At 39.4% G+C, this 20,333-nt stretch carries 18 protein-coding genes; 9 read left to right on the forward strand and 9 right to left on the reverse strand.

The window, feature by feature from the left end; genetic code table 11:
* Positions 1–26 precede the first annotated feature (26 nt).
* Complete coding sequence (locus B2X72_RS04690) at positions 27–1,802, forward strand: hypothetical protein (RefSeq protein WP_286848417.1); 1,776 nt, start codon at positions 27–29, stop codon at positions 1,800–1,802.
* A 77-nt stretch (positions 1,803–1,879) separates the two neighbouring features.
* Here B2X72_RS04690 and B2X72_RS04695 read toward each other — a convergent pair whose 3' ends face one another.
* The 5 genes from B2X72_RS04695 to B2X72_RS04715 form a co-directional block, all read right to left on the reverse strand.
* The gene (locus B2X72_RS04695; RefSeq protein WP_070566915.1) at positions 1,880–3,316 is read right to left on the reverse strand and encodes a TolC family protein; all 1,437 of its coding nucleotides are present in this window, start codon (positions 3,314–3,316) and stop codon (positions 1,880–1,882) included.
* Positions 3,309–6,470, reverse strand: a complete 3,162-nt coding sequence (locus tag B2X72_RS04700) for an efflux RND transporter permease subunit (RefSeq protein ID WP_286775143.1) — start codon at positions 6,468–6,470, stop codon at positions 3,309–3,311. The genes B2X72_RS04695 and B2X72_RS04700 overlap by 8 nt, the downstream gene beginning before the upstream one ends.
* Positions 6,471–6,486: 16 nt before the next feature.
* On the reverse strand, positions 6,487–7,566 hold the full coding sequence (locus B2X72_RS04705; RefSeq protein ID WP_254667720.1) for an efflux RND transporter periplasmic adaptor subunit: 1,080 nt from the start codon (positions 7,564–7,566) through the stop codon (positions 6,487–6,489).
* A gap of 111 nt (positions 7,567–7,677) precedes the next feature.
* On the reverse strand, positions 7,678–8,100 hold the full coding sequence (locus B2X72_RS04710; RefSeq protein WP_070566908.1) for a hypothetical protein: 423 nt from the start codon (positions 8,098–8,100) through the stop codon (positions 7,678–7,680).
* 346 nt (positions 8,101–8,446) lie between these two features.
* Positions 8,447–8,671, reverse strand: a complete 225-nt coding sequence (locus tag B2X72_RS04715; RefSeq protein ID WP_070566906.1) for a YdeI/OmpD-associated family protein — start codon at positions 8,669–8,671, stop codon at positions 8,447–8,449.
* A 219-nt stretch (positions 8,672–8,890) separates the two neighbouring features.
* Here B2X72_RS04715 and B2X72_RS04720 point away from each other — a divergent pair, with 219 nt between their 5' ends.
* The 7 genes from B2X72_RS04720 (at position 8,891) to B2X72_RS04750 (ending at position 14,916) form a co-directional block, all read left to right on the forward strand.
* Positions 8,891–9,916, forward strand: a complete 1,026-nt coding sequence (locus B2X72_RS04720; RefSeq protein ID WP_070566904.1) for an NAD(P)-dependent alcohol dehydrogenase — start codon at positions 8,891–8,893, stop codon at positions 9,914–9,916.
* A gap of 226 nt (positions 9,917–10,142) precedes the next feature.
* Positions 10,143–10,994, forward strand: a complete 852-nt coding sequence (locus B2X72_RS04725) for a universal stress protein (RefSeq protein WP_070566902.1) — start codon at positions 10,143–10,145, stop codon at positions 10,992–10,994.
* Between the two features lie 197 nt (positions 10,995–11,191).
* A complete protein-coding gene (locus tag B2X72_RS04730) occupies positions 11,192–12,004 on the forward strand; it encodes a glycoside hydrolase family 16 protein (RefSeq protein WP_070566900.1) in 813 nt (270 codons plus the stop codon).
* A gap of 49 nt (positions 12,005–12,053) precedes the next feature.
* Complete coding sequence (locus tag B2X72_RS04735; RefSeq protein ID WP_070566898.1) at positions 12,054–12,788, forward strand: YoaK family protein; 735 nt, start codon at positions 12,054–12,056, stop codon at positions 12,786–12,788.
* Between the two features lie 32 nt (positions 12,789–12,820).
* Positions 12,821–13,660 (forward strand): helix-turn-helix domain-containing protein, encoded by an 840-nt coding sequence (locus B2X72_RS04740; protein ID WP_070566895.1) that lies wholly within the window; start codon positions 12,821–12,823, stop codon positions 13,658–13,660.
* A gap of 67 nt (positions 13,661–13,727) precedes the next feature.
* Entirely contained in the window at positions 13,728–14,342 is a 615-nt protein-coding gene (locus B2X72_RS04745) for a DUF417 family protein (RefSeq protein ID WP_046675093.1), read from the forward strand.
* Positions 14,343–14,508: 166 nt separating this feature from the next.
* Positions 14,509–14,916: a hypothetical protein gene (locus B2X72_RS04750; RefSeq protein WP_139145018.1), complete on the forward strand. Its 408-nt coding sequence runs from the start codon at positions 14,509–14,511 to the stop codon at positions 14,914–14,916.
* Positions 14,917–14,974: 58 nt separating this feature from the next.
* Here the strand turns inward: B2X72_RS04750 and B2X72_RS04755 are convergent, their stop codons facing one another.
* Together B2X72_RS04755 and B2X72_RS04760 are read right to left on the reverse strand one after the other, a co-directional pair.
* The gene (locus tag B2X72_RS04755) at positions 14,975–15,151 is read right to left on the reverse strand and encodes a DUF6496 domain-containing protein (protein ID WP_167450483.1); all 177 of its coding nucleotides are present in this window, start codon (positions 15,149–15,151) and stop codon (positions 14,975–14,977) included.
* A 110-nt stretch (positions 15,152–15,261) separates the two neighbouring features.
* On the reverse strand, positions 15,262–17,070 hold the full coding sequence (locus B2X72_RS04760; RefSeq protein ID WP_083295991.1) for a glycoside hydrolase family 2 protein: 1,809 nt from the start codon (positions 17,068–17,070) through the stop codon (positions 15,262–15,264).
* A 53-nt stretch (positions 17,071–17,123) separates the two neighbouring features.
* Between B2X72_RS04760 and B2X72_RS04765 the strand changes: the two genes are divergently transcribed.
* Entirely contained in the window at positions 17,124–17,249 is a 126-nt protein-coding gene (locus B2X72_RS04765; protein ID WP_286726839.1) for a hypothetical protein, read from the forward strand.
* Positions 17,250–17,255: 6 nt separating this feature from the next.
* On the opposite strand, the gene B2X72_RS04770 is transcribed toward B2X72_RS04765, so the two are convergent.
* Both B2X72_RS04770 and B2X72_RS04775 read right to left on the reverse strand, forming a co-directional pair.
* On the reverse strand, positions 17,256–19,295 hold the full coding sequence (locus tag B2X72_RS04770) for a M13 family metallopeptidase (RefSeq protein WP_070566893.1): 2,040 nt from the start codon (positions 19,293–19,295) through the stop codon (positions 17,256–17,258).
* 488 nt (positions 19,296–19,783) lie between these two features.
* Positions 19,784–20,333 (reverse strand): GTP-binding protein (locus tag B2X72_RS04775; RefSeq protein WP_286848420.1); only part of this gene is annotated, 550 nt, incomplete at its 5' end.

Here is a 20,333-nt window from a genome sequence, read left to right on the forward strand (position 1 = left end):
CCATGGCTGTAAACTGATCACTTCTGATGGCAAATCGGGGAGTCGCCAAATGTGATCAGTTTACAGCCATGGGAAGGGTTGTTAATTATCTTAGCGACAGCTTGCAGCTCTTGCGTACCATCAACAATGGGCTGACAACGCAGGAGGCAACGTTGAAAATTGCGAAGTCCTATCGGGATCCTATATCAGTTATTGCCGCTCAGGGGGACAGCGTCCAACTTGCTTATTCGATCGAATTGTCAAATGGATATTTTGATGGTGAAAAACGTAGCATTCCGATTTTTGAAAAGGGGCTTGAACAACATGAAGGAGATTTTAAAGTACTCAACAGTACCGCAGAATATTTACTAAAAACTTCTCCAGCACTAGGCGAAATCACCTTGCATGCCGAAGCAAATTCGCTGGAATTTTTACAACGGGAAATTGAATCGATCGATCGTTATAAATTTCTATGCAATGAACAGATGGCTTCCAAATTGAGCGCATTACTTTCCAAAAAAGAGCTGACAAAATTGATCGGAAAGCCCTTTACAGAGGATAAGAAAATAAAGGATCTTTTGAAGGAGTTACAGAAAAACAAAAATTCCAATCAGGGCTGGGGTTGGTGGAACAAAAGTGAAACTGTGACCTGGATCAGCAACTATGTGATCGGGGTACTGTTGGATGCCCGAGAAGCCGGCTACCAGGTTGAGATCGATACGGAGATTTATGCAGAACGTGAAAAGACCATGTTGAAAAGCAGCTTGGCTTCGCTGGATGTTCTATTGGATAAAGATAAGCTTCACGGGGCCAAGGAGAATTTGTTTAGCTCCTTGATATATCTACTCCGGTTGGATACTAAAGCTGATTACAAAGATTATTTCTTCGAAATCGACACAAAACTGAAAAGTAAAACCATTAAGGATAAACTGTTGAAATATCTATTGATTTCAAAACTGGGTCTTAAGGATTTACATGCTGCAGATACCGTTCTTAAATACGCGTCAAAGGCTGTCTTAGGTGGGCTCTATTGGACTTCTGGAACTACAACAGATCAGAAAGGCGGATTTTTTATGCGCCCAACGGAAACCAATACCGTGAATACATTGTTGGCTTATGGTGTCTTAAAATCAATCGGTGGTCATGATTCAGATTTAGAAAATATCCGTAATTACTTTTTCGCGCAGCGGCAGCAAAACCAATGGTATAATATCTACGAATCTTCCCGTATCATACGAAGTATTCTTCCTGATGTACTGAAAGAGGGTGAATCTTTCCAGGCACCGGTAATGGTCATCAATGGCAAACGCGTCACTGCATTTCCGTATACGCAAAGCTTTAAGTCGGATGAGCAGATTAAAGTGAGGAAAGAAGGGACGGGGCCGGCTTTTGTGACGGCTTATCAAAATTTTTGGAATCCCAATCCAGCTGTAGAAAAAGAAAAGGGCTTTGCCGTGGCAACGCGATTTAAGGACAATGGTGCTACGGTAGCGGCACTCAAGGAAGGGAAGCCTGTAAAACTTGAAGCAAGCGTAACATTAACTGGTGAAGCTGAGTATGTGCAGATTGAAGTTCCGATACCGGCGGGATGTTCTTATGAAACAAAAACCAATGGATACTATAGAATCGAGGCGCACCGAGAGCATTTCAAAGATCGTGTCGTCATTTTTTGCAACAAACTGGGGAAAGGTACACATACCTTTGAGATCGAACTTTTACCTCGTTATACCGGGACTTATACTGTCAACCCCGCGAAGGCTGAATTAATGTATTTCCCGACATATTATGGAAACGAGAAAATGAAAGAAATCGTGGTGGAGTAAGTGTATTGTTAAAATAAAAAGGGACTTATCACATGATAAGTCCCCAACATATAAAAACTAAAATTAAAAGTGCGCTATTAATGATCCCATCCGCCTCCTAGGGATCTGTATATCGCTACGCTTGCTTTGAGTTGGTTGACCTTCTTCTCAACGAGCTCAAATTTAGATTCCAGGGCATCGCGTTGCGTTAGCAGAACTTCCATATAATCTGCGCGAGCGTATTTAAAGAGGTCGTTGGAAATACCGATAGACTCATTTAATGCATCGACTTCCTTGGTCTTAATTTGTAGGCCATTCTCCAGATTTTTAATTTTGGAGAGTTGGTTTGCAACTTCAATATATGCAGCCAATATGGTCTGTTCATAATGGTAAACAGCCTGAACCTGTCGTGCATTGGCATTATAGTAAGCCGCCTTGATCGCTCGTTTGTTAATCAGGGGCGCAGTAAGTTCTCCAACGAGCGAAGCCAGAAATGATTCCGGCTTAACGAGATAAGTTGGATCAAAGGCCTGAAACCCTACACCAGCAGCAATATCCAAGGATGGGTAAAAGCGGGCTTTAGCCGATTTTATATCCAGTTTGGAAGCTGCAAGTTCATACTCCGCCTGCTTAATATCGGGTCTGTTTTCTAATAGCTCCGAAGGAATACCTGTGTAGACGGTTTGAGGAACAAGCTTGTCAAAAGAGGCTTGGTCTCTTTGAACCGGCTGCGGGAATCTTCCAACAAGGTAGTTTATTCTATTTTCTGTTTCTGTGATCTTCTGCTTGATATCATATTGCATACCTTGGGTTTTCAATATCTGGGCTTCGAATCTTTTGACCGCTAATTTATTGGATCGCGCATTTTTCTTCAGGTCATTCACGACGACAAGGGCGTCGTTTTGAATCTTTACATTCTCATTGATAACCAGGAGTTCGTTGTCCAGCGCCAGGAGTTCATAATAAGAATCTGCAATTTCAGCGATTAGGTGAGTTACCATAAAGTTTTTGCCTTCCACGCTGGCAAAATACCGTTGCAGCTGCGCTTTGGTCGCATTGTGAAGTTTACCCCAGATATCTGTTTCCCATTGTGCCTGTACACCAACTCCAAAATCAAATAGCGGTTCAGGCATTTCACGTCCGGGTTCGATTTCTGTATTCTTTTCCATCGCTCCAATGTTTGTGTAGCGACTTACTTTGTCGACCCCCGCGCCAACTTTTACGCCTACGGAAGGTAGATATTCACCTTTTTTGGCGCTTACCTCATTTTTGGCTATTTCAATTTCCTGAAGCATAATATGTAGCTCCTGGTTGTTTGCTAGTGCCTGACCGATCAGTCCTTGTAAATTGGGATCGCTGAAATAGCTGTTCCATTTTATTTTTCCTGTATTCGCGGTGTCGCTGTCAGCATCGCCATATTTATAAGGAACGGTTCTATTTTCGGCACGTTGTTTTATTTCCAGTGGTTTGCAGGCTGCGAGACTGAGCAAGAAAAGTGCAAAACCTGTATAGTGATATAATCTATTCTTATTCATAATGTATCATGTCTTCGCTTAATGGTGATTCGTCTTCGGCTTGGATCATTTTTCTTCCGTCAGCCAATTTTGCAAAAATGTAGTAAAGTCCGGGAATGACAATAACGCCAAAGATTGTTCCGACAAGCATACCTCCCAGTGCTGAGGCACCTATGGTGTGGTTACCGATAGCTCCCGCGCCGCTGGCAAAGACAAGTGGTACAAGTCCCGCGATAAATGCAAATGAGGTCATGAGAATTGGTCTGAAACGCGCTCTTGAGCCCTCAATAGCTGCTTCCAATATGCTATCGCCAGCTTGGCGCCTTTTCACGGCAAATTCTACGATAAGCACCGCATTTTTACCCAATAAACCAATAATCATGATCAGCCCGACCTGTGCGTAGATGTCATTTTCAAGACCCATTGCCTTTAATAAAAAGAATGATCCAAATACACCCACGGGTAGCGACAACAATACCGCAAACGGAATGATAAAGCTTTCGTACTGCGCAGCAAGTACAAGATATACGAAGACTAAGACGACTAAAAAGACATAAACGGCTTCGTTTCCACGTTGGGCCTCATCATAGGACAAGCCCTCCCAGGCAACTTTATAGCCATGTGGTAATGTTTGAAGTGCAGTTTCGTTGATTGCCTGAATAGCGTCGGCTGTTGTATATCCATTTGCCGGAAGTCCACGGATGGCGGCCGAATTGTACATGTTGTAACGCGTGATTTCGTTTGGTCCCTGTGTTTTTTTTAAGGTCATAAAGGCCGAATAAGGAACCATCTGGTCATGATCATTTTTGACGTAGAGGTTCATGATATCGGAAGGTAGCCTTCTAAATTCTGGTGAAGATTGTACATAGACCTTGAAGAATTGACCGAAACGGATAAAACCCTGCTCGTAGGTACTACCGATAAGGATATTGAGGTTGTCCATGGCTTTACCAATGGAAACGCCTTTTTGCATGGCGGCGTTATTGTCAAATACCAATTCGTATTGTGGGTAATTGGCGGCAAAGAATGTAAAGACTCCGGTGAGTTCCTTACGTTTCTTTAGATTAGCGATAAACGCTTTATTTACTTTATCGAAATCTTGGTAATCGGTGGTTCTATTGAGGTCCAGCAGGCGCATGGAGAAACCTCCTGAAGAACCAAACCCTGGAACAGCGGGAGGTTCGAAGAATTCAACCGTTGCACCAAGATTTTTTGATTTTTCTTCAAGTTCTTCCATGATCTCTTTAACGGAGTGTTCACGTTCACCCCAGGTTTTGAGGTTGATAAGACAGGTTCCGGCATTCGATCCACGGCCTTCGGTCATGATTTCATAACCTGCCAGTGATGAGACAGATTCTACGCCATCTACCCCTTGACAGATCTTTTGGAGCTCTCTGGAAAGCTTATTGGTCTGTTCCAATGTTGATCCCGGAGGAGTCTGAATAATGGCATATATTGTACCTTGGTCCTCACTCGGTATAAAACCTCCTGGAAGCGTTTTGTTAATGACGAAAATTCCGACACAGAAAGCTATTAAGATACCCCATGTAATCACTCTTCGGCTGGCAATTTTACGAAGTAAGGAGGCATACTTGCCCGTTATTCTATCAAAAGTACGGTTAAAAAGGTCGAGCGATTTAGTGAATACGTTTGATTTTTTTGGTTTACCATGGTTGTTTTTCAGGAGCATCGCGGCAAGCACAGGAGTAAGGGTTAATGCGACTACTGCAGATATCACGATGGAACTCGCCATGGTAATTGAAAACTGACGGTAAAATGTTCCGACAGGACCTGTCATAAATGAAATGGGGATAAAAACGGCCACCATAACAGCTGTAATAGCGATAATAGCACCTGCGATTTCGCCCATGACTTCTTTTACAGCGCTGTATGGCGATATGGCACTTTCTTCCATTTTGGCATGTACTGCTTCAATGACCACAATGGCATTGTCCACGACAATTCCGATGGCAAGCACCAATGCAAACAAGGTAACTAAGTTGATCGACATACCGAACCATTGGATGACGAAGAATGTACCTATCAGCGAAACGGGCACGGCGATGATCGGAATCAAAGTCGAACGCCAGTCGCCAAGGAAAATAAACACAACAATGGCAACTAAAATAAAAGCATCGCGTAGAGTATGCATCACCTGTTCGATAGAAGCATCCAGGAATTGGGATACGTCATAACTGATTTTATAGTCTATCCCTGGAGGAAAGTTACCTTTCATCTCCGCAAGTTTTGCCTTCACATCTTTAATAACGTCATTGGCATTACTACCATAATTCTGTTTCAACACAATTGAAGCCGAGGGATGCCCGTCTAAATTGGAATAGATGTCAAAGAACTCACTACCCAGTTCGACTTTAGCTACGTCTTTTAACTTGATGTTTTCACCGTCGCCGTTTGCGCGAACGATAATATTGTCGTATTCTTCAGGTGTATTGTATTGCCCTTTATAGGTTAGGACATATTCGAGGGATTGCGCTGCAATACCCGAGCTTTGTCCCAGTCGACCGGGACGGCCGATGATACTTTGTTCTCCTATCGCTTTCATCACTTCATCAACTGACAAGCTATAGGCGCGCATGCGATCGGGATTTAACCAGACGCGCATGGCATATCTACGGCTACCTAAGATTTGTGATTTGGCGATACCATGAATACGATTGATTTCAGGAATGATATTTACAGTTGCATAGTTGTACAAGAATTTTTCATCCATGCTTTTGTTTGTACTGTAAAGATTCACGTACATCAGCATACTGGGCTGAATTGGATTGACGACGACTCCTTCCTTTTGAACAAGTTCAGGCAGTAGTGGCATAACTTGATCCACCCGGGTTTTGACCAGTACGACGGCATCGTTGGGATCTGTTCCTGGATCAAATACGACGTTTACGGTTGCTTCACCGGCACTGGTCGCATCGGTTGCGATATAGCGCATTCCCTGTACACCATTGATTGCATTCTCCAGTGTAATCAGTGAGGATTTTACGAGTACATCGGCACTTGCACCAGGATAGGCAATGGAGACCGCCACTGTAGTCGGTGCGATTTTTGGAAATTGCTCAGTAGGAAGTTGCTTTATGGCCAAACCTCCGATAAATAGGATTACAACCGATATGACAATAGCAAATACCGGTCGATGTATTACTTTTTTAAACATAATGCTGCTTTTTTAATTACTCTGCATATAAATCTAAGTTTGACATGACTTTCTCCGGAGTCTGATATTTGGATTCAATAGTCTGGTTTTCCTGTACCATGCGAAGTCCATTCAGCAGAATCTTTTCGTCCTTGCCCAATCCGGAAGAAACAACATAGATATGCGGCAGTTCGGCAGCAACTTTTATTTCTCTTGCTTTTACTTTATTATCTTTTGTAATAACGTAAACATATTTTTTTTCAAGCTCCTCGAATGTAGCTTTCTGCGGTATCATAAGCGCGTTATTATAGGGCGATGTAATGACGATATTACCTGTCTCGCCATAACGCAATAATCCCTTTGGATTTGGAAAAGTCGCTCTATAGGCAATATTTCCAGTTTCATTATTGAAGTCTGATTCAATTGTTTCAACAATACCCTCATGACCGAATTCTTTTCCATTGGCCATGTTTAACCGTACATGCAGCGGGCTGTTGTCTTGTTTTGCGTCCATTTGATTGAGGTATTCGACTTCGGGTACATTGAAGTAAACCCACATTTTACTGTTATCGGACAGCTCTGTGATCAACTCACCTTCATCGACAAGACTTCCTTTACGGACATGAAGCTTACCAACGATTCCGGAAAACGGTGCTACGATATCAGTAAATTTGAGATGGGTATTCATAGCGGCTAACTCAGCTTTGGCTTTTTCATATTTTGCTTTTGCCATTTCAGTTTCCTGCGGAGCGACAATATCTTTTTCGGACAGATTTTTGGTGTTCTGATATTCGATTTCAGCATATTTTACCTCTGCTTTAGCACGATTAACATCGGACTCATAGAGGTTGGGCATGATTTTAAAGAGGGGTTGTCCTTTTTGTACAAATTGACCTTCATCGACAAATATCGATTGAATGTAGCCTTTTTCCTGTGCGCGCAATTCAATATGGTTGATCGAACGGATTTGGGCTACATAATCTTTATTGACAATTGTATCTTTGACCAAAGGAGTAGTGACATTGAAAACTGCAGCTTCTTTTTTGTCTTTTTTTTCTGACTGACAGCTTGTCGATAGAATAATAAGGCACAGGCTTATATACATAAAGCTTCTCATGACCATGATAATAGTTTTCTAATTATTTTCGAAAAATTGAACAATAGTGTGACCTGCTTCCAAATGGTTTTGAAAGCTATTTTGAGGTTTTTTTAAGAAATTATTAAAAAATCACAGCCTGAATACACTGTAATGGATATATAGGGCGTTTTTTCGTGAAGTAAGCTGGTTGGAATTTGCAAGCGAAACTGCTGTGCGTGTATTGTGAAATTCGGGATGGATATAAGAGACTAGATTTCCAAAACCATCTCCTTTAAGTGCGAATAAGTTAGGGCTATTGGAATCGCTTCCCGTGTCGTCGTTTTCATTATCATTTTCTGAAAAATAAGCCCTTAATTTTTCATGTCGAGGACGTTTAGTTTTGCGAATAACTTTGGTGTCATAATCTTCGCTTTTTACTTGCTTGTTGAAGTGATTGACAGCGTGAAGATTGCAGGAGGGAATATTATTTGGTGTTGGCACATGATACCAGCCAAAACTGATAAGTATTGCGCAAACTACGCCGAACAGATATTGATGGAATTTTCCTTGCATCCTTGAAAGCAAATGTAATTAAACTTTAAAAATGATACAAGTGATTTAGGTATGGAAATTTTAAAGTTTATGTAATATTGTTACAAAGTGTTTAAACTGACGGTGTTTTAGTGGTTAATTGTGTAAAAATTACTTAAATTCCGTTTTTGAAATTGCGTTTAGGATATATTTTTAAAAAATATGACCTAAATAGCTTTAGTTTTCTTTAATTGGTTGTGTTTTTAGGTGTTTTTCGGGGTGATTTTCGTTGTTTTTTTAGTTTGGCTTAATCTATTCTTTCAATTGAGTAAGAATGGCTTGCAGTATTTTTTGATAAGTGACCACCTTAATATCCAATTGGGCTATTCTAAACGGTTTTTAACGTTTTCTGATTATTTCGTAGCATTTGTATTGCTTTTTCAGCTCTTGTTTTTCGGGTTTGTTCCTGTTTTGCTGATCCAACCCAATCACAATAGCCTTGTTTGTATGATTTGGAAAGTGTTTCAAAAAAAGCATTGGCTTTTTCGTCCGTATCCAACAATTGTTGGAGTTCCATAGTAACGCCTTCAATATGTTCACCTTTTTTTAGCATGTATTTTTATCCTTTGATTCCCGATAAAAATACATAAATATCTTCGAGTTGCCGGCCTTTATTGCATGAATACTTTTGACTTGCCCGTTAGGTAATACGATCAGGGGACTGCAATACTTTTTCTTGGAATAAGACTTACATGTTGCCGCTGTCTTCATATGCGTTGAAACATATATCGTTCTTATTTGTAGTTCTATTAGTCAACAAAAAATTTTCAATATGAAAGCAGTACGTTTTTTTGGGCATAAAGATGTCCGCGTTGTGAATGATCTTGTGAAGCCCGTTCCTAAGGGCGATGAAGTATTACTAAAAATTGGTGGTGCAGGTGTTTGTCATTCTGATCTCCACATTATAGATGAGGGGACCGTTGTAGGTACGGTATTTACCTTGGGACACGAAAATGCGGGCTGGATTGAAGAAGTTGGATCGGATGTAAAAGACTATAAAAAAGGAGACGCGGTACTGGTCTATGGCCCTTGGGGCTGTGGGCACTGTAAACCCTGTCAGCAATCAAAGGAAAATTATTGTGATCACCAGTCGGAAATGGCTTATGGTGGTGGGCTAGGCCTTGATGGAGGGATGGCGGAATATATGCTTGTCCCTTCTTCGCGTTTACTGGTCCCAATTTATGACTTAGATCCAGTTATTGCTGCGCCATTAACGGATGCGGCACTTACTCCTTATTCGGCGATAAAACGTTCGATAGGCAAATTGACAGCAGATGAGTATGTGGTTGTGATCGGAGTTGGAGGTTTGGGCCATGTTGCCTTACAAATACTAAATGAAGTAAGCGCGAGTTCAATTATCGCCTGTGATGTCACCGAAGAAAAACTAGCCTTTGCTAAAGAACTCGGCGCAGCCTATGTGGTTAATTCGAAAGATGCAAATGCAGCCGAACAAATCAATAAGATTACTGGCATAAAAAAAGCTAAAGTAGTGATTGATTTTGTCGGCGCAACATCGACTATAGATCTAGGAACAAAGGTTGTTGGTTTGGATGGTGACCTGACAATTGTTGGATTAGGCGGGGGACACTACCAGTACAATATGTCGGGGCTTCCTTTTGGTGTGAGTATGACAAACCCGTATTGGGGCTCTCGGGTTGAGCTTATGGAAGTTGTAGGTTTGGCTAGGCAAAGGAAGATTCATATTGAAATTGAGCAGTTTAAGCTTGATCAGGCTAACGAAGTTTATGATCGAATGCGCAACGGTAAGATCAAAGGAAGGGCTGTACTGATTCCTTAGTGAAAAAAAAGTCTATCTTTTTGGTAGTTTATTTTGGATTTTATTTTTTTGATGCTTATCTTTGTTGTATCATAATTTAGGTTTATAATTGGTTATTTAAGGTTTTCATTCTCCCCGTTTGAAAACCTTTTTTTTAAGTTTCTCTTTTGATTGATTATTAAAAACCTTCTGCCTTCTTTACTGTTGTAATACTAATAATCCGCGCTGATTTATCTGCAAAATATTTATGGACAAAACAATTCTCGTACTCACCGATTTTTCTGAAAACTCATGGACTGCTATTCGATATGCGGCGAATCTGGCTAAAAAATTTAATTGGACAGTAGAACTTCTGCATACTTATACCATCCCAATAAAAGACAGTGTCCATGCGAAAATGGAGAATATGTTTTTGAAGCCTCAGAAGGAAGAGGCTGAAAGCATGCTCAAGGACTGGCAGATACGTATCGACGATGAATTTCCTGATCTCCGCTGTAAAACCGTAAGTTTGGCCGGCAACTTGGAAAAAACGGTACTAAACTTACTACAAGAAAAGGAATATCATTTTATCGTCATGGGAGCTAAAGGTAAAGGTATGATACAGAAAGCTGTCTTGGGAAGCAATACCTTCGCCCTGATAAAAAAGAGTCCAATCGGTGTCTTGGCAGTACCCATCACTTTCCAAAAATTTGGGTTGCAAAATATCGCATTACTGAGCAATTTTAAAGCGTCCGAATATGATCTACTCGACAGTTTCACCTTACGTGTACCGGAGAAATTTAATCTCAGCCTGTTGCACGTAACACAAAAGTATATCTCTCCAAAACAAGAAGATATTGAAGACTGGAAACAAAAGTTATCCGCCCAATTTTCGTTTAATAAAATTGATTATGTGGAAAAAAATGCGGTCAATCGTTTAGATTACAATATGCCTATACCACGTTGTATCGACTACATGGTGGAAATCGAAGCTATTGATCTTTTACTTGTGTCGTACAGTCCTAAAAGTTTTTTCAAAAGTATATTTTCCCGAAATCTTACGAAAGCAATTTATCGCAACCTGACTGTACCTACCTTTTTTAAGCGTAATTTATATTAATTGCGGGTAATCTCCTCCTGCTTATCACTTTCCATTGGTTGATAGTACACGTTTTAGTAAAGGGAAAATGATTAAACTAAAGTTAGTAGTCGCGATTTTATAATTACTAACGGAGCTTTAAATTGCGTCTCCGATGTGAGGTAATCTATTCATATTTTTCATTAGCTTTATCAATAATTGTATAAAATATAAACATAATGAGCTTTTGGATACTTCCTTTGATCGCAATACTTTCCGTAAGTCCCGATAGTACACATGTAGGAGAATATAAGTTTGCTGAAATGCCCAGTTGGAGTGATGAGTTCGATTACGATGGTCTTCCGGACGCAAAAAAATGGGGATATGATGTAGGCTCCTTGCATAATGGTTGGGGAAATCATGAACTTCAATACTATACAGATGCAAACAGGAAAAATGCAAGTGTTGCAAATGGTGTTTTACGTATTACTGCAATAAAAGAACAATATGAAGGGTTGAACTATACTTCTGCTAGGCTGGTGAGTAAAAACAAGGGCGATTTTCTATATGGTCGATTTGTAGTCCGAGCCAAGGTGCCGAAAGGGAAAGGTACGTGGGCAGCCGCTTGGATGTTACCGACAGATTGGGTTTACGGAGGATGGCCACATTCGGGAGAAATAGATATCATGGAGCATGTCGGTTATGACGAGAATGCAATACATATTACCGTTCATACAAAGGATTATAATCATTCTATCGGAACTCAAAAAGGAGTGATGAAACGAATTGATCAGGCAACATCGGAGTTTCATAATTATCGGATAGACTGGACCCCCGAGTATATTCGTGGTTTCGTGGATGATTTACAGATCTACAGTTTTCCAAATGAAGGAAAAGGCAATGGCGTGTGGCCATTTGATAAAAGATTTCATTTACTATTGAATCTGGCCGTTGGTGGAGATTGGGGCGGTGTGCAAGGCGTCGATAGCAGCGCATTTCCTGCAGAGATGGAGGTGGATTATGTCAGGGTATATGATTTACTGAAACCTTAAATGAATCTTGTTTTCATCTATTTTCTCTAATTTATAAAGATTAATTCAAATGTTTAGGCATCAAGGGAGAGGAAGGAATTATATTCATAATTTAAAGTTAGCCTCTATTTTATCTTGTGTGGCGGGTTTGGTCAATATTACAGGTGTTCTTGCCGTTAGCACTTTAACAACGAATGTCACAGGTCACTTCGCATTTTTTTCAGAACAGTTGATTTTAATGAATTATAAGATGGCTTTGATTTATCTGTTATACATTGCTTTTTTTTTAATGGGAGCTACCGTTTCAGGTTTTATTGTAGAATTAGCTTCAAAAAAGAAATCACATAACGCTTATATCATTCCAATTTGTATGGAGTCTATTATCTTAATTAATGTAGGACTGCTCCCAGCTTTATTTAAAGCAGGGCCAACGTTACCAACCATAATTTCATTTGCCCTGCTTTTTGCTATGGGACTTCAGAATGCCCTGGTAACGAAGGTGTCACAATCAGTTGTCAGAACGACGCATTTGACGGGATTGTTTACTGATCTTGGTATTGAAATCTCGCAGTTACTTTTTTATAGAGAAATTGCTGAAAAAGTGAAATTACACAAAAGTATTTTTCTTAAGTTGATGATTATTGGAGGCTTTTTTATTGGGGGAGTTGTAGGCGGCTTTATGTTTCAATATTTTAAACTGAAAACATTATTGTTACCGGCTAGTATGCTTTTATTTGCCTTATGGTATGACCATATTCTACTTAAGTTTTATCATTTGAAGCGAAGCTTAAGACCGGATGAATAGGTTCGATTAAATTCATATTTTAGCTTAATAACATGAACTATTCCCATATCCTGTTTGAAAAATTAGTATTATCTGCCGGTAGATTCAACATTAGTGAACCATTGTACTGCATTCTTTTATTTGAGAAAGCGACGAGTTTTTCGGTTGATTTGGTGACATACCATGCGGATCCTAAAAGTGTTTTGTTTTTGTCTTCCTATCAGTTGTTTACGATGGATGTGGTGCAGAAAAGTACCTTTAGTGTGCTAAAATTTCACGGCGATTTCTATTGTATAGAATATCATAAAGATGAAGTTGCCTGTAATGGAATTCTATTCAACAACATCTACCAGCAACCTCATGTGTTGCTCTCAACAGCTATTTATCATGAGATATCAACTATCATGGAAAAAATAGATCAGCTCAAAATGTCGTCGGAATCCTATGATCAGTCATTGAGCAGAACCTATTTACAGCTGATTTTAGCGCTGGCGAGTAGACAAAAGCTACTTTTTAACGACCTACAAAAACCGTATTGGGCTCATAGAGATATTATTGATGACTTTGAGCAGTTTTTGGAAAAGAATTATAAAGCGCATAAAGAAGTTACCTTTTATGCAGCGAACTATGGTTTAAGTCCAGCCGTTTTTACGAAAAAAATAAAATTGAAATGGGGAAAATCCCCTTCAAAGTTGATCCAGGAACGCCTCGTATTGGAAAGTAAAAGACAGCTCCATTTGACGGCCAAAAGTATTAAAGAAATAGCAGCCAATTTGCAGTACAAAGACGAGTTTTATTTCAGTAGATTTTTTAAGAAGATGGTAGGCGTATCTCCTAAGGTATTTCGGAAGCGGGTCGGTTTATCAATTGTTGCCGAAAAGTCTATGTTATAGATCTATTTGTCCATGTTGTGGATTTAAGCCATTGTTTAGTTTTGCATGGTATTAAACAAACTACGTTATGGAGAAAATAATAAAGCTATTGGCAAAGTCACAATATATCTTTACAAACTTTGCTAGAATTTCAATTTTTATTGTGATGGCATGGATTGGAGGATTAAAAGCATTTCAATATGAAGCTGATGGTATAGTTCCTTTTGTTATTAATAGTCCGGCAATGCGTTTTTTTTATCATAATACGGAAAAACGGGTGTTGGATAAAAACGGAGAGCTAATACCGGAATACCAGTTGTTTAAAAATCCGGAGGGTCGTGTCGTAAAGAAAAATATTGCATGGCACCAAGAAAATGGAACTTATATTTTTTCTTATATACTTGGCTTTGTAATTGTTTCAATTGGTCTGATGATATTTTTAGGTATCTGGTATCCTAAAATCGGAATTTTTGGGGCATTGTGTACCGTGCTTATGTCATTGGTTACACTTTCTTTCCTGATAACAACTCCAGAGGCGTTTGTGCCAAAGCTAGATGGAGATTTCCCGTCACCTAATTATGGTTTTCCTTATTTATCCGCGGCCGGTAGATTAGTCCTGAAAGATGTAATTATGCTTGCAGCAGCATTGATCATTGCAGCAGAAAGTGCCAGCCGTCTGATAAAAAAAACGAATATAAAATAGAGACAGATAGTTTTTGTATGTGAATTAGCAGCAGGTTGTTTGCTGGAGGCGATCACTACTCGGGGTAAATCCACCAACTTTTGGAAGGTATCTTTCATGCCAGCTGTATTTTGGCAGCATCTTTGTGTCTCGTCGTTAAACTATATTGAGTTATACCACGAACGATATGAAAATAATACGAACGACCCTTCCATTTCTTCTGTTTAGTTTCATCCTTTTAGTTGGATGCAACAATAATCAACAGATCAGGATGATTGATAAAGATGGTAACACACATTTGTTGACAAGAGAAGGTGATCGAAAAGGAGAATTGGGACTGCAGCGTATCATCGCTCGTGGCAATGATACAGTAATAACGATTGATGGTGCAGGTCATAAAATGATATGGACAGCTTCAGATGTGACCAATATTGATACAACAAAGATTCAATATTATCTCAAAAAAAGAAATGGAAGCAGTGTTCATATTTATACACCCGTAGATGTAAATCAAAATTTTATAGATGTCGAGGATAGTCAAAATGTTTTGTCAGATCCTTATGATGGTACAGACAAGAAAAAATCCCTACTGTAGATTGCCGCATGAAAAAGCATAATTTGGGCTAAAGAGAAAATCCTAGCAAGTTTACTTGCTAGGATTTTTTTTTGGGTACTTTGGCACCTTCTTTTTTTGCTTCGGAGAGGCCGATAGCAATCGCCTGTTTTCGTGATGTTACCTTTTTCCCGCTACCAGATTTTAATTTTCCTTCTTTCATTTCGTGCATCGTCTTTTCAACTTTCTCAGATGCTTTTTCTGAATATTTTGCCATAATAGTGTTACCCGTTGATCTGTTATTAAACACTTCTGCAAAAAGAACAGCTGTTTCAGTTGAATCGTTTGAAAATTCTTTGAGAGCGAAATAGCGAACATCTGTATCCGCTAATTCAATTCATTTCCAGCTTTAATCACGGCTTGGTTGACTGCTTTTATTCTTTCAAGATCCATTTTTTGTATTTTACGGTCGTAAGTCAATAGGCCATTGACTTCATGTTCCACATCGGTAGTTTGCGTATAAATAGCAACACTCAATCCTTTGTATCGGAGCAATTGTTCGACATTATCCATTAGGAATATATAACGGTCTGTGAGTGCCTCTATAGTGGGTTCGTAGGCATAGGCATTGTTTTCGACAGGCCACATGTGACCGCGGACAAATAAGCCTACGCCACCAAACTCTCCGAGGGAAGCTGCCCTTTTCGAATCAGGTTCTGAGGCACCCTTTGGGCCAACATAGATATGGGTGTCAACAAAATCTCCATTTCCGGGGTCACCATAAGCTTTTTGGTAAGATGGATTGTTGTTAAATCCCGAATTACCGTTCACTAAACGTGAAGGGTCATATTGTTTGGTCCAGTCGGTAATATTGCGTACATCGAAAGCGCCCCAATTTTCGTTAAAAGGAACCCAGGCGATAATGGATGGCGAGTTGTAGTGGTCGTCAACGATGGCCTTGTATTCATCACGAAATGCTTTTCGATAAATCGTAGTATCTTCTTCGGGATACCAAAGGCAGGGCATATCTTGCCACACAAGCAGTCCCATTTTATCTGCCCAATAATAGAACCGTTGGGGTTCGGTTTTCATATGCTTACGAATAAGGTTATAACCAGCATTTTTGGTAAACTCGATATCATATTTGAGAGCTTCTTCCGTAGGTGCTGTTAGAATACCATCGGGCCAATACCCCTGATCCAGGAGACCGAGCTGCATCACAAATTTGTCATTCAAGAGCGGCCTTACAATTCCGTTTACCTTACCAAGTTTAATATCACGCATACCAAAATAGCTCTTAACCTCGTCAATGATTTCTCCATTCTTCCCATGTATACTTAATTTTAAATCGTATAAAAAGGGGGAGTCAGGAGACCAAAGTTTTGGATTTTCTACCGGTATATTAAATTCCATGCCCGACTGAATTACCGTTTTTGAAATTTCTTTTCCCTCTGAAGAAACGATGGCCGTAACTTTTGCCTTCGCTGTGCTAGTGACCTGTATTTTTAGTTGTTTTTCTGCTACTTGAGGCAACAATTTGATTCCCTGTATATGGTTTTTGCTTACTGGTTCCATCCACACAGTTTGCCATATGCCAGAAGAAAATGTATAGTCGCCTCGAGGTCCATTTTTGCCCGAAGGATACTTACCGTCGTTCTTGTCATGCACTGCGACGACAATGTTATTTGGACCGGCCTTTAAAAACTCAGTGATGTTGATCCAGAAGGAGTCGTAGCCACCTGAATGAGTACCAGCTTTTCTACCATTTACAAATATAGTTGCATCGTGATCCACTGCACCAAAATGGAGTATAATATCTTTCCCTTTCCAATGATTAGGTAGCTCGAAATTTTTACGATACCACAGATTAATTTCTTGTTTGCGTTGTATTCCGGATAAATAGGACTCTGGACAATAGGGGACAAGAATGCTTTCTCGGCTGTGGTCAAAGGAAATTGGGACAGCAGGATTTAGTGCGTTCGGAGCATCCTTTCCACCTATATAATCCCATTTACCGTTGAGACATAGCCATTCATTCCTTTCCATTTGGGGACGTGGATATTCGGAAAGTGGGATTTCTGTTTGCTTGGCTATTGCTGTCCATGGGGTTGAAAGCTGTGGCTGTTGTGCCAAAGCATTAAGCCAACCGAAGAACGATAGTGCCAGCACAAAAATTGAGGTTTTGGTTTTTATCATGGTATACTTCTTGGTTTTTCAGAATATGAATATAAGTATACTAAAATGATTTAGTGAATTATAAACAAAATGTTACTAGTGGGGCTTTCGATATTGGGGTTGGTTGGTTCACAAAAGAAATAGATATTGGATTAAAGAAAATTACAGGAGCTGCCTTTTTTGAGACAGCTCCTGTATAATGCTTATTACCAGATTTTAATTCTCTCTTCTGGACTTTTGTAAAGTTTGTCACCTTGTTTAACATCGAAAGCTTTATAAAAAGCGTCAACATTGATCAATGGACCAAAACTTCTGAAATATCCTGGAGAGTGTGGATCAGTTTTAACTTGGTTGACCATATATTTTTCATTGGATAGGGTTCTCCATACCGTTGCCCAGCTTAGGAAAAAACGTTGGTCTTGTGTGTATCCACTTATTTCACCTGGGTTTCCCTTATCTTTTAAATATAGTTGAAGTGCATCATAAGCAATGTTTACACCTCCTAAATCCGCGATATTTTCACCGTTTGTAAATGTTCCGTTGACGAAAGTGCCTTTTACAGGTTCATATTTATCGTATTGAGCTGCGAGTGTTTTTGTTGCTTTTTCAAAATTGGCTTTATCTTCTGGTGTCCACCAGTCGACCAAGTTTCCATCCGCATCAAATTGCGCTCCGGAATCGTCAAATCCATGGCTCATTTCGTGGCCAATTACAGCACCTATACCACCGAAATTAACCGCGGCGTCAGCTTGTGGATTGAAAAATGGAGGTTGGAGAATTGCTGCTGGAAACACGATCTCATTGTTTACAGGATTGTAATAGGCATTTACTGTTTGTGGAGTCATTCCCCATTCTGATTTGTCTACTGCTTTTCCGATTTTCGCCAAATCTCTTTCATATCGCCATGTGGTGATACTTTGCAAGTTAGCATACAGGTTTCCACCTTTGTTTTCCGATAGAATATTTAATTTAGAATAGTCCTTCCATTTGTCAGGATAGGCAACTTTTACGGTAAATTTATTTAGTTTTTCAAGCGCTTTAACTTTGGTGACAGAGGACATCCATGTTAAATCATTGATATGAAGTGCGAAACTTTTCTTTAAATAGTCAATTAATTCCACCATTTGCGTTTTGGCTTCTGCAGGAAAATATTTTTCAACATATAACTTCCCAAAAGCTTCCCCTAAAGTGGAGTTGATAAGTTCAAATCCTCTTTTGTTTAGTGCTCTTTGCTCTTGCTGGCCTCTTAAATATTTCCCATAAAAAGCAAATCGCATATCTCCCAGTTCTTCACTCAAATAAGAGGCACTTCCATTAATAAGATGAAACTTAAGGTAATCTTTAATGACAGGAAGGTTCTGGTTGCTGACCAATTTGTCAAAGTTCTTATAATAACCTAATTCTCCGATGATTACTTTTTCTGTATTGACGCCAACTTTTTTGAGGTACTCAGGTAGATTTACATTTTTGACTAGAGCAGATAGCTCAGCCAAAGTCTGCGGGTTGTATTGTAATGTATTATCCCGGCTTTGTTCATTGGTCAGGTAGGTTTTTGCAATGCTTTTTTCGTAGTCAACAATCCCTTTTGCAGCAGTTTCAGCATTTTTATACCCCAATTCCTTTAACATGGAAGCTACATACTTTTGGTATTCCGCAATTGCTTCGGTATTTTTTTCATTTTCTTTTTGATAATAATCTCTTCCCAAACCTAAGGACGCTTCTCCTAAATAAACCGCGTTCATTTTAGAGTCTTTTAAATCAGCACCGACCCCCCAGCCGTAGAAATTATTCTCACCTTCTTTGGTTACGGAAGTTAAATAATTCTGAAGATCTTTTAGGTTCTTTATCGCATCGATTTTGCTTAGATTTCCCTGGATGGGCTTAATCCCATCGGCATTTCTCTTCTGCAAGTTCATATAGGAGGCGTACAAGTCCTGTATTTTTTTGCCCTCACTTCCTTCAGGAAATTTATCTTTTAAAAGTGAGTTCAGAATTTTCATCGAATTGTTGTCCGTATCTTCTGCCAATTTATTGAAGCTTCCCCAAGTGGGTTTGTCGGAAGGAATTTTAGCCGTTTTCATCCAGGTTCCGCTTACGTAGTTGTAAAAGTCATCCTGTGGACGTACAGATTTGTCCATTAAGCTCAGATCAAGTCCTTTGTCGGGTACTGTACCTGCTGTCTGTGCTTCCGCATGCTGTGTGTAGACTCCAGCCAAGAAAATTAGGGCGAGTGTTAATTTTTTCATTGTTGTTTTAATGTTGTATGATTTTCAATAATTCAATCTGGGAGTACGCACAAATTACGGATAAAATAGGTTATGTTATTTGCTCCGTGTAATTCGATTTGTAGCAGCCATGTCAATAATTAGCTGTGATTTTTTTAAAGCTAAAAAATCATTTACACAAATGACGGAAAATTCTAATTCAGCAACAAGTAAATCTGTGCATAATCTATAATTTTATTATACATTGACCTATGATTTTTAATGCGATCTGTTAACTGCTACCTCAATAGAATCCAAATTTCTTTCCGAATGCAAGTATCGTATGCTGGTTCGTCAGGAAATGATTGCATTTCTTTGGAGCGCGGCTGAAATATAAATCTACATAAATTGATAGATTAATTAATCACCTTAAAGCTTCCACAGTGGAATTTAGAAAAGCCGTGCGCGAATTCACTATCGAGCGCAGCAATTCTAAGACATCGTACATCGATGATGGTATTTACCTCTTATTAATTGGAATGATTTTCCAGTAGCCTTGTGAGAAGGCGCTCTATATACAGACTGTCCAGTTCTTTCCCGATAAAAACCATCGTATTCAACTTTTTATCCTCCTGTTTCCATTGGCTGCCATAACTCATTTCGATACGAGGACCTACAGCTTGAATAATGATTTTTTTGTCGCTATTTTTTTTAAATGCGATTCCTTTTACCCTGTAGATTCTGTTTGTATATTTTCCGACAAGCTTGCTCAAACCAAGGAATAAATTGACGAAATTAAACTCTTCGGCAAAGGTGTAGATTCGTGTCGAAATATCTTTGAGATGTGATTTTCCGAAACTCGATTGACCTAATATTGTCGTCTTATTGGGGGACAGGTTTTTGAGAAAAGAAAACGTTTCTATTTTCTTTGTGTACACTATATCTTCAATTATTTCAAAAGGAAATTCCATTGTTCCTTTCGAATATAAAGTTTTTGCAAGTGGATTTAGGTTCGCTAAATAATTGTACAGCGAATCTAGATAAGTTGGGTGTACATCGTTGGTTTTATTAATGATGATG

It is taken from the genome of Sphingobacterium sp. UBA7253, from assembly GCF_002472745.1.
GTDB lineage: Bacteria > Bacteroidota > Bacteroidia > Sphingobacteriales > Sphingobacteriaceae > Sphingobacterium > Sphingobacterium siyangense.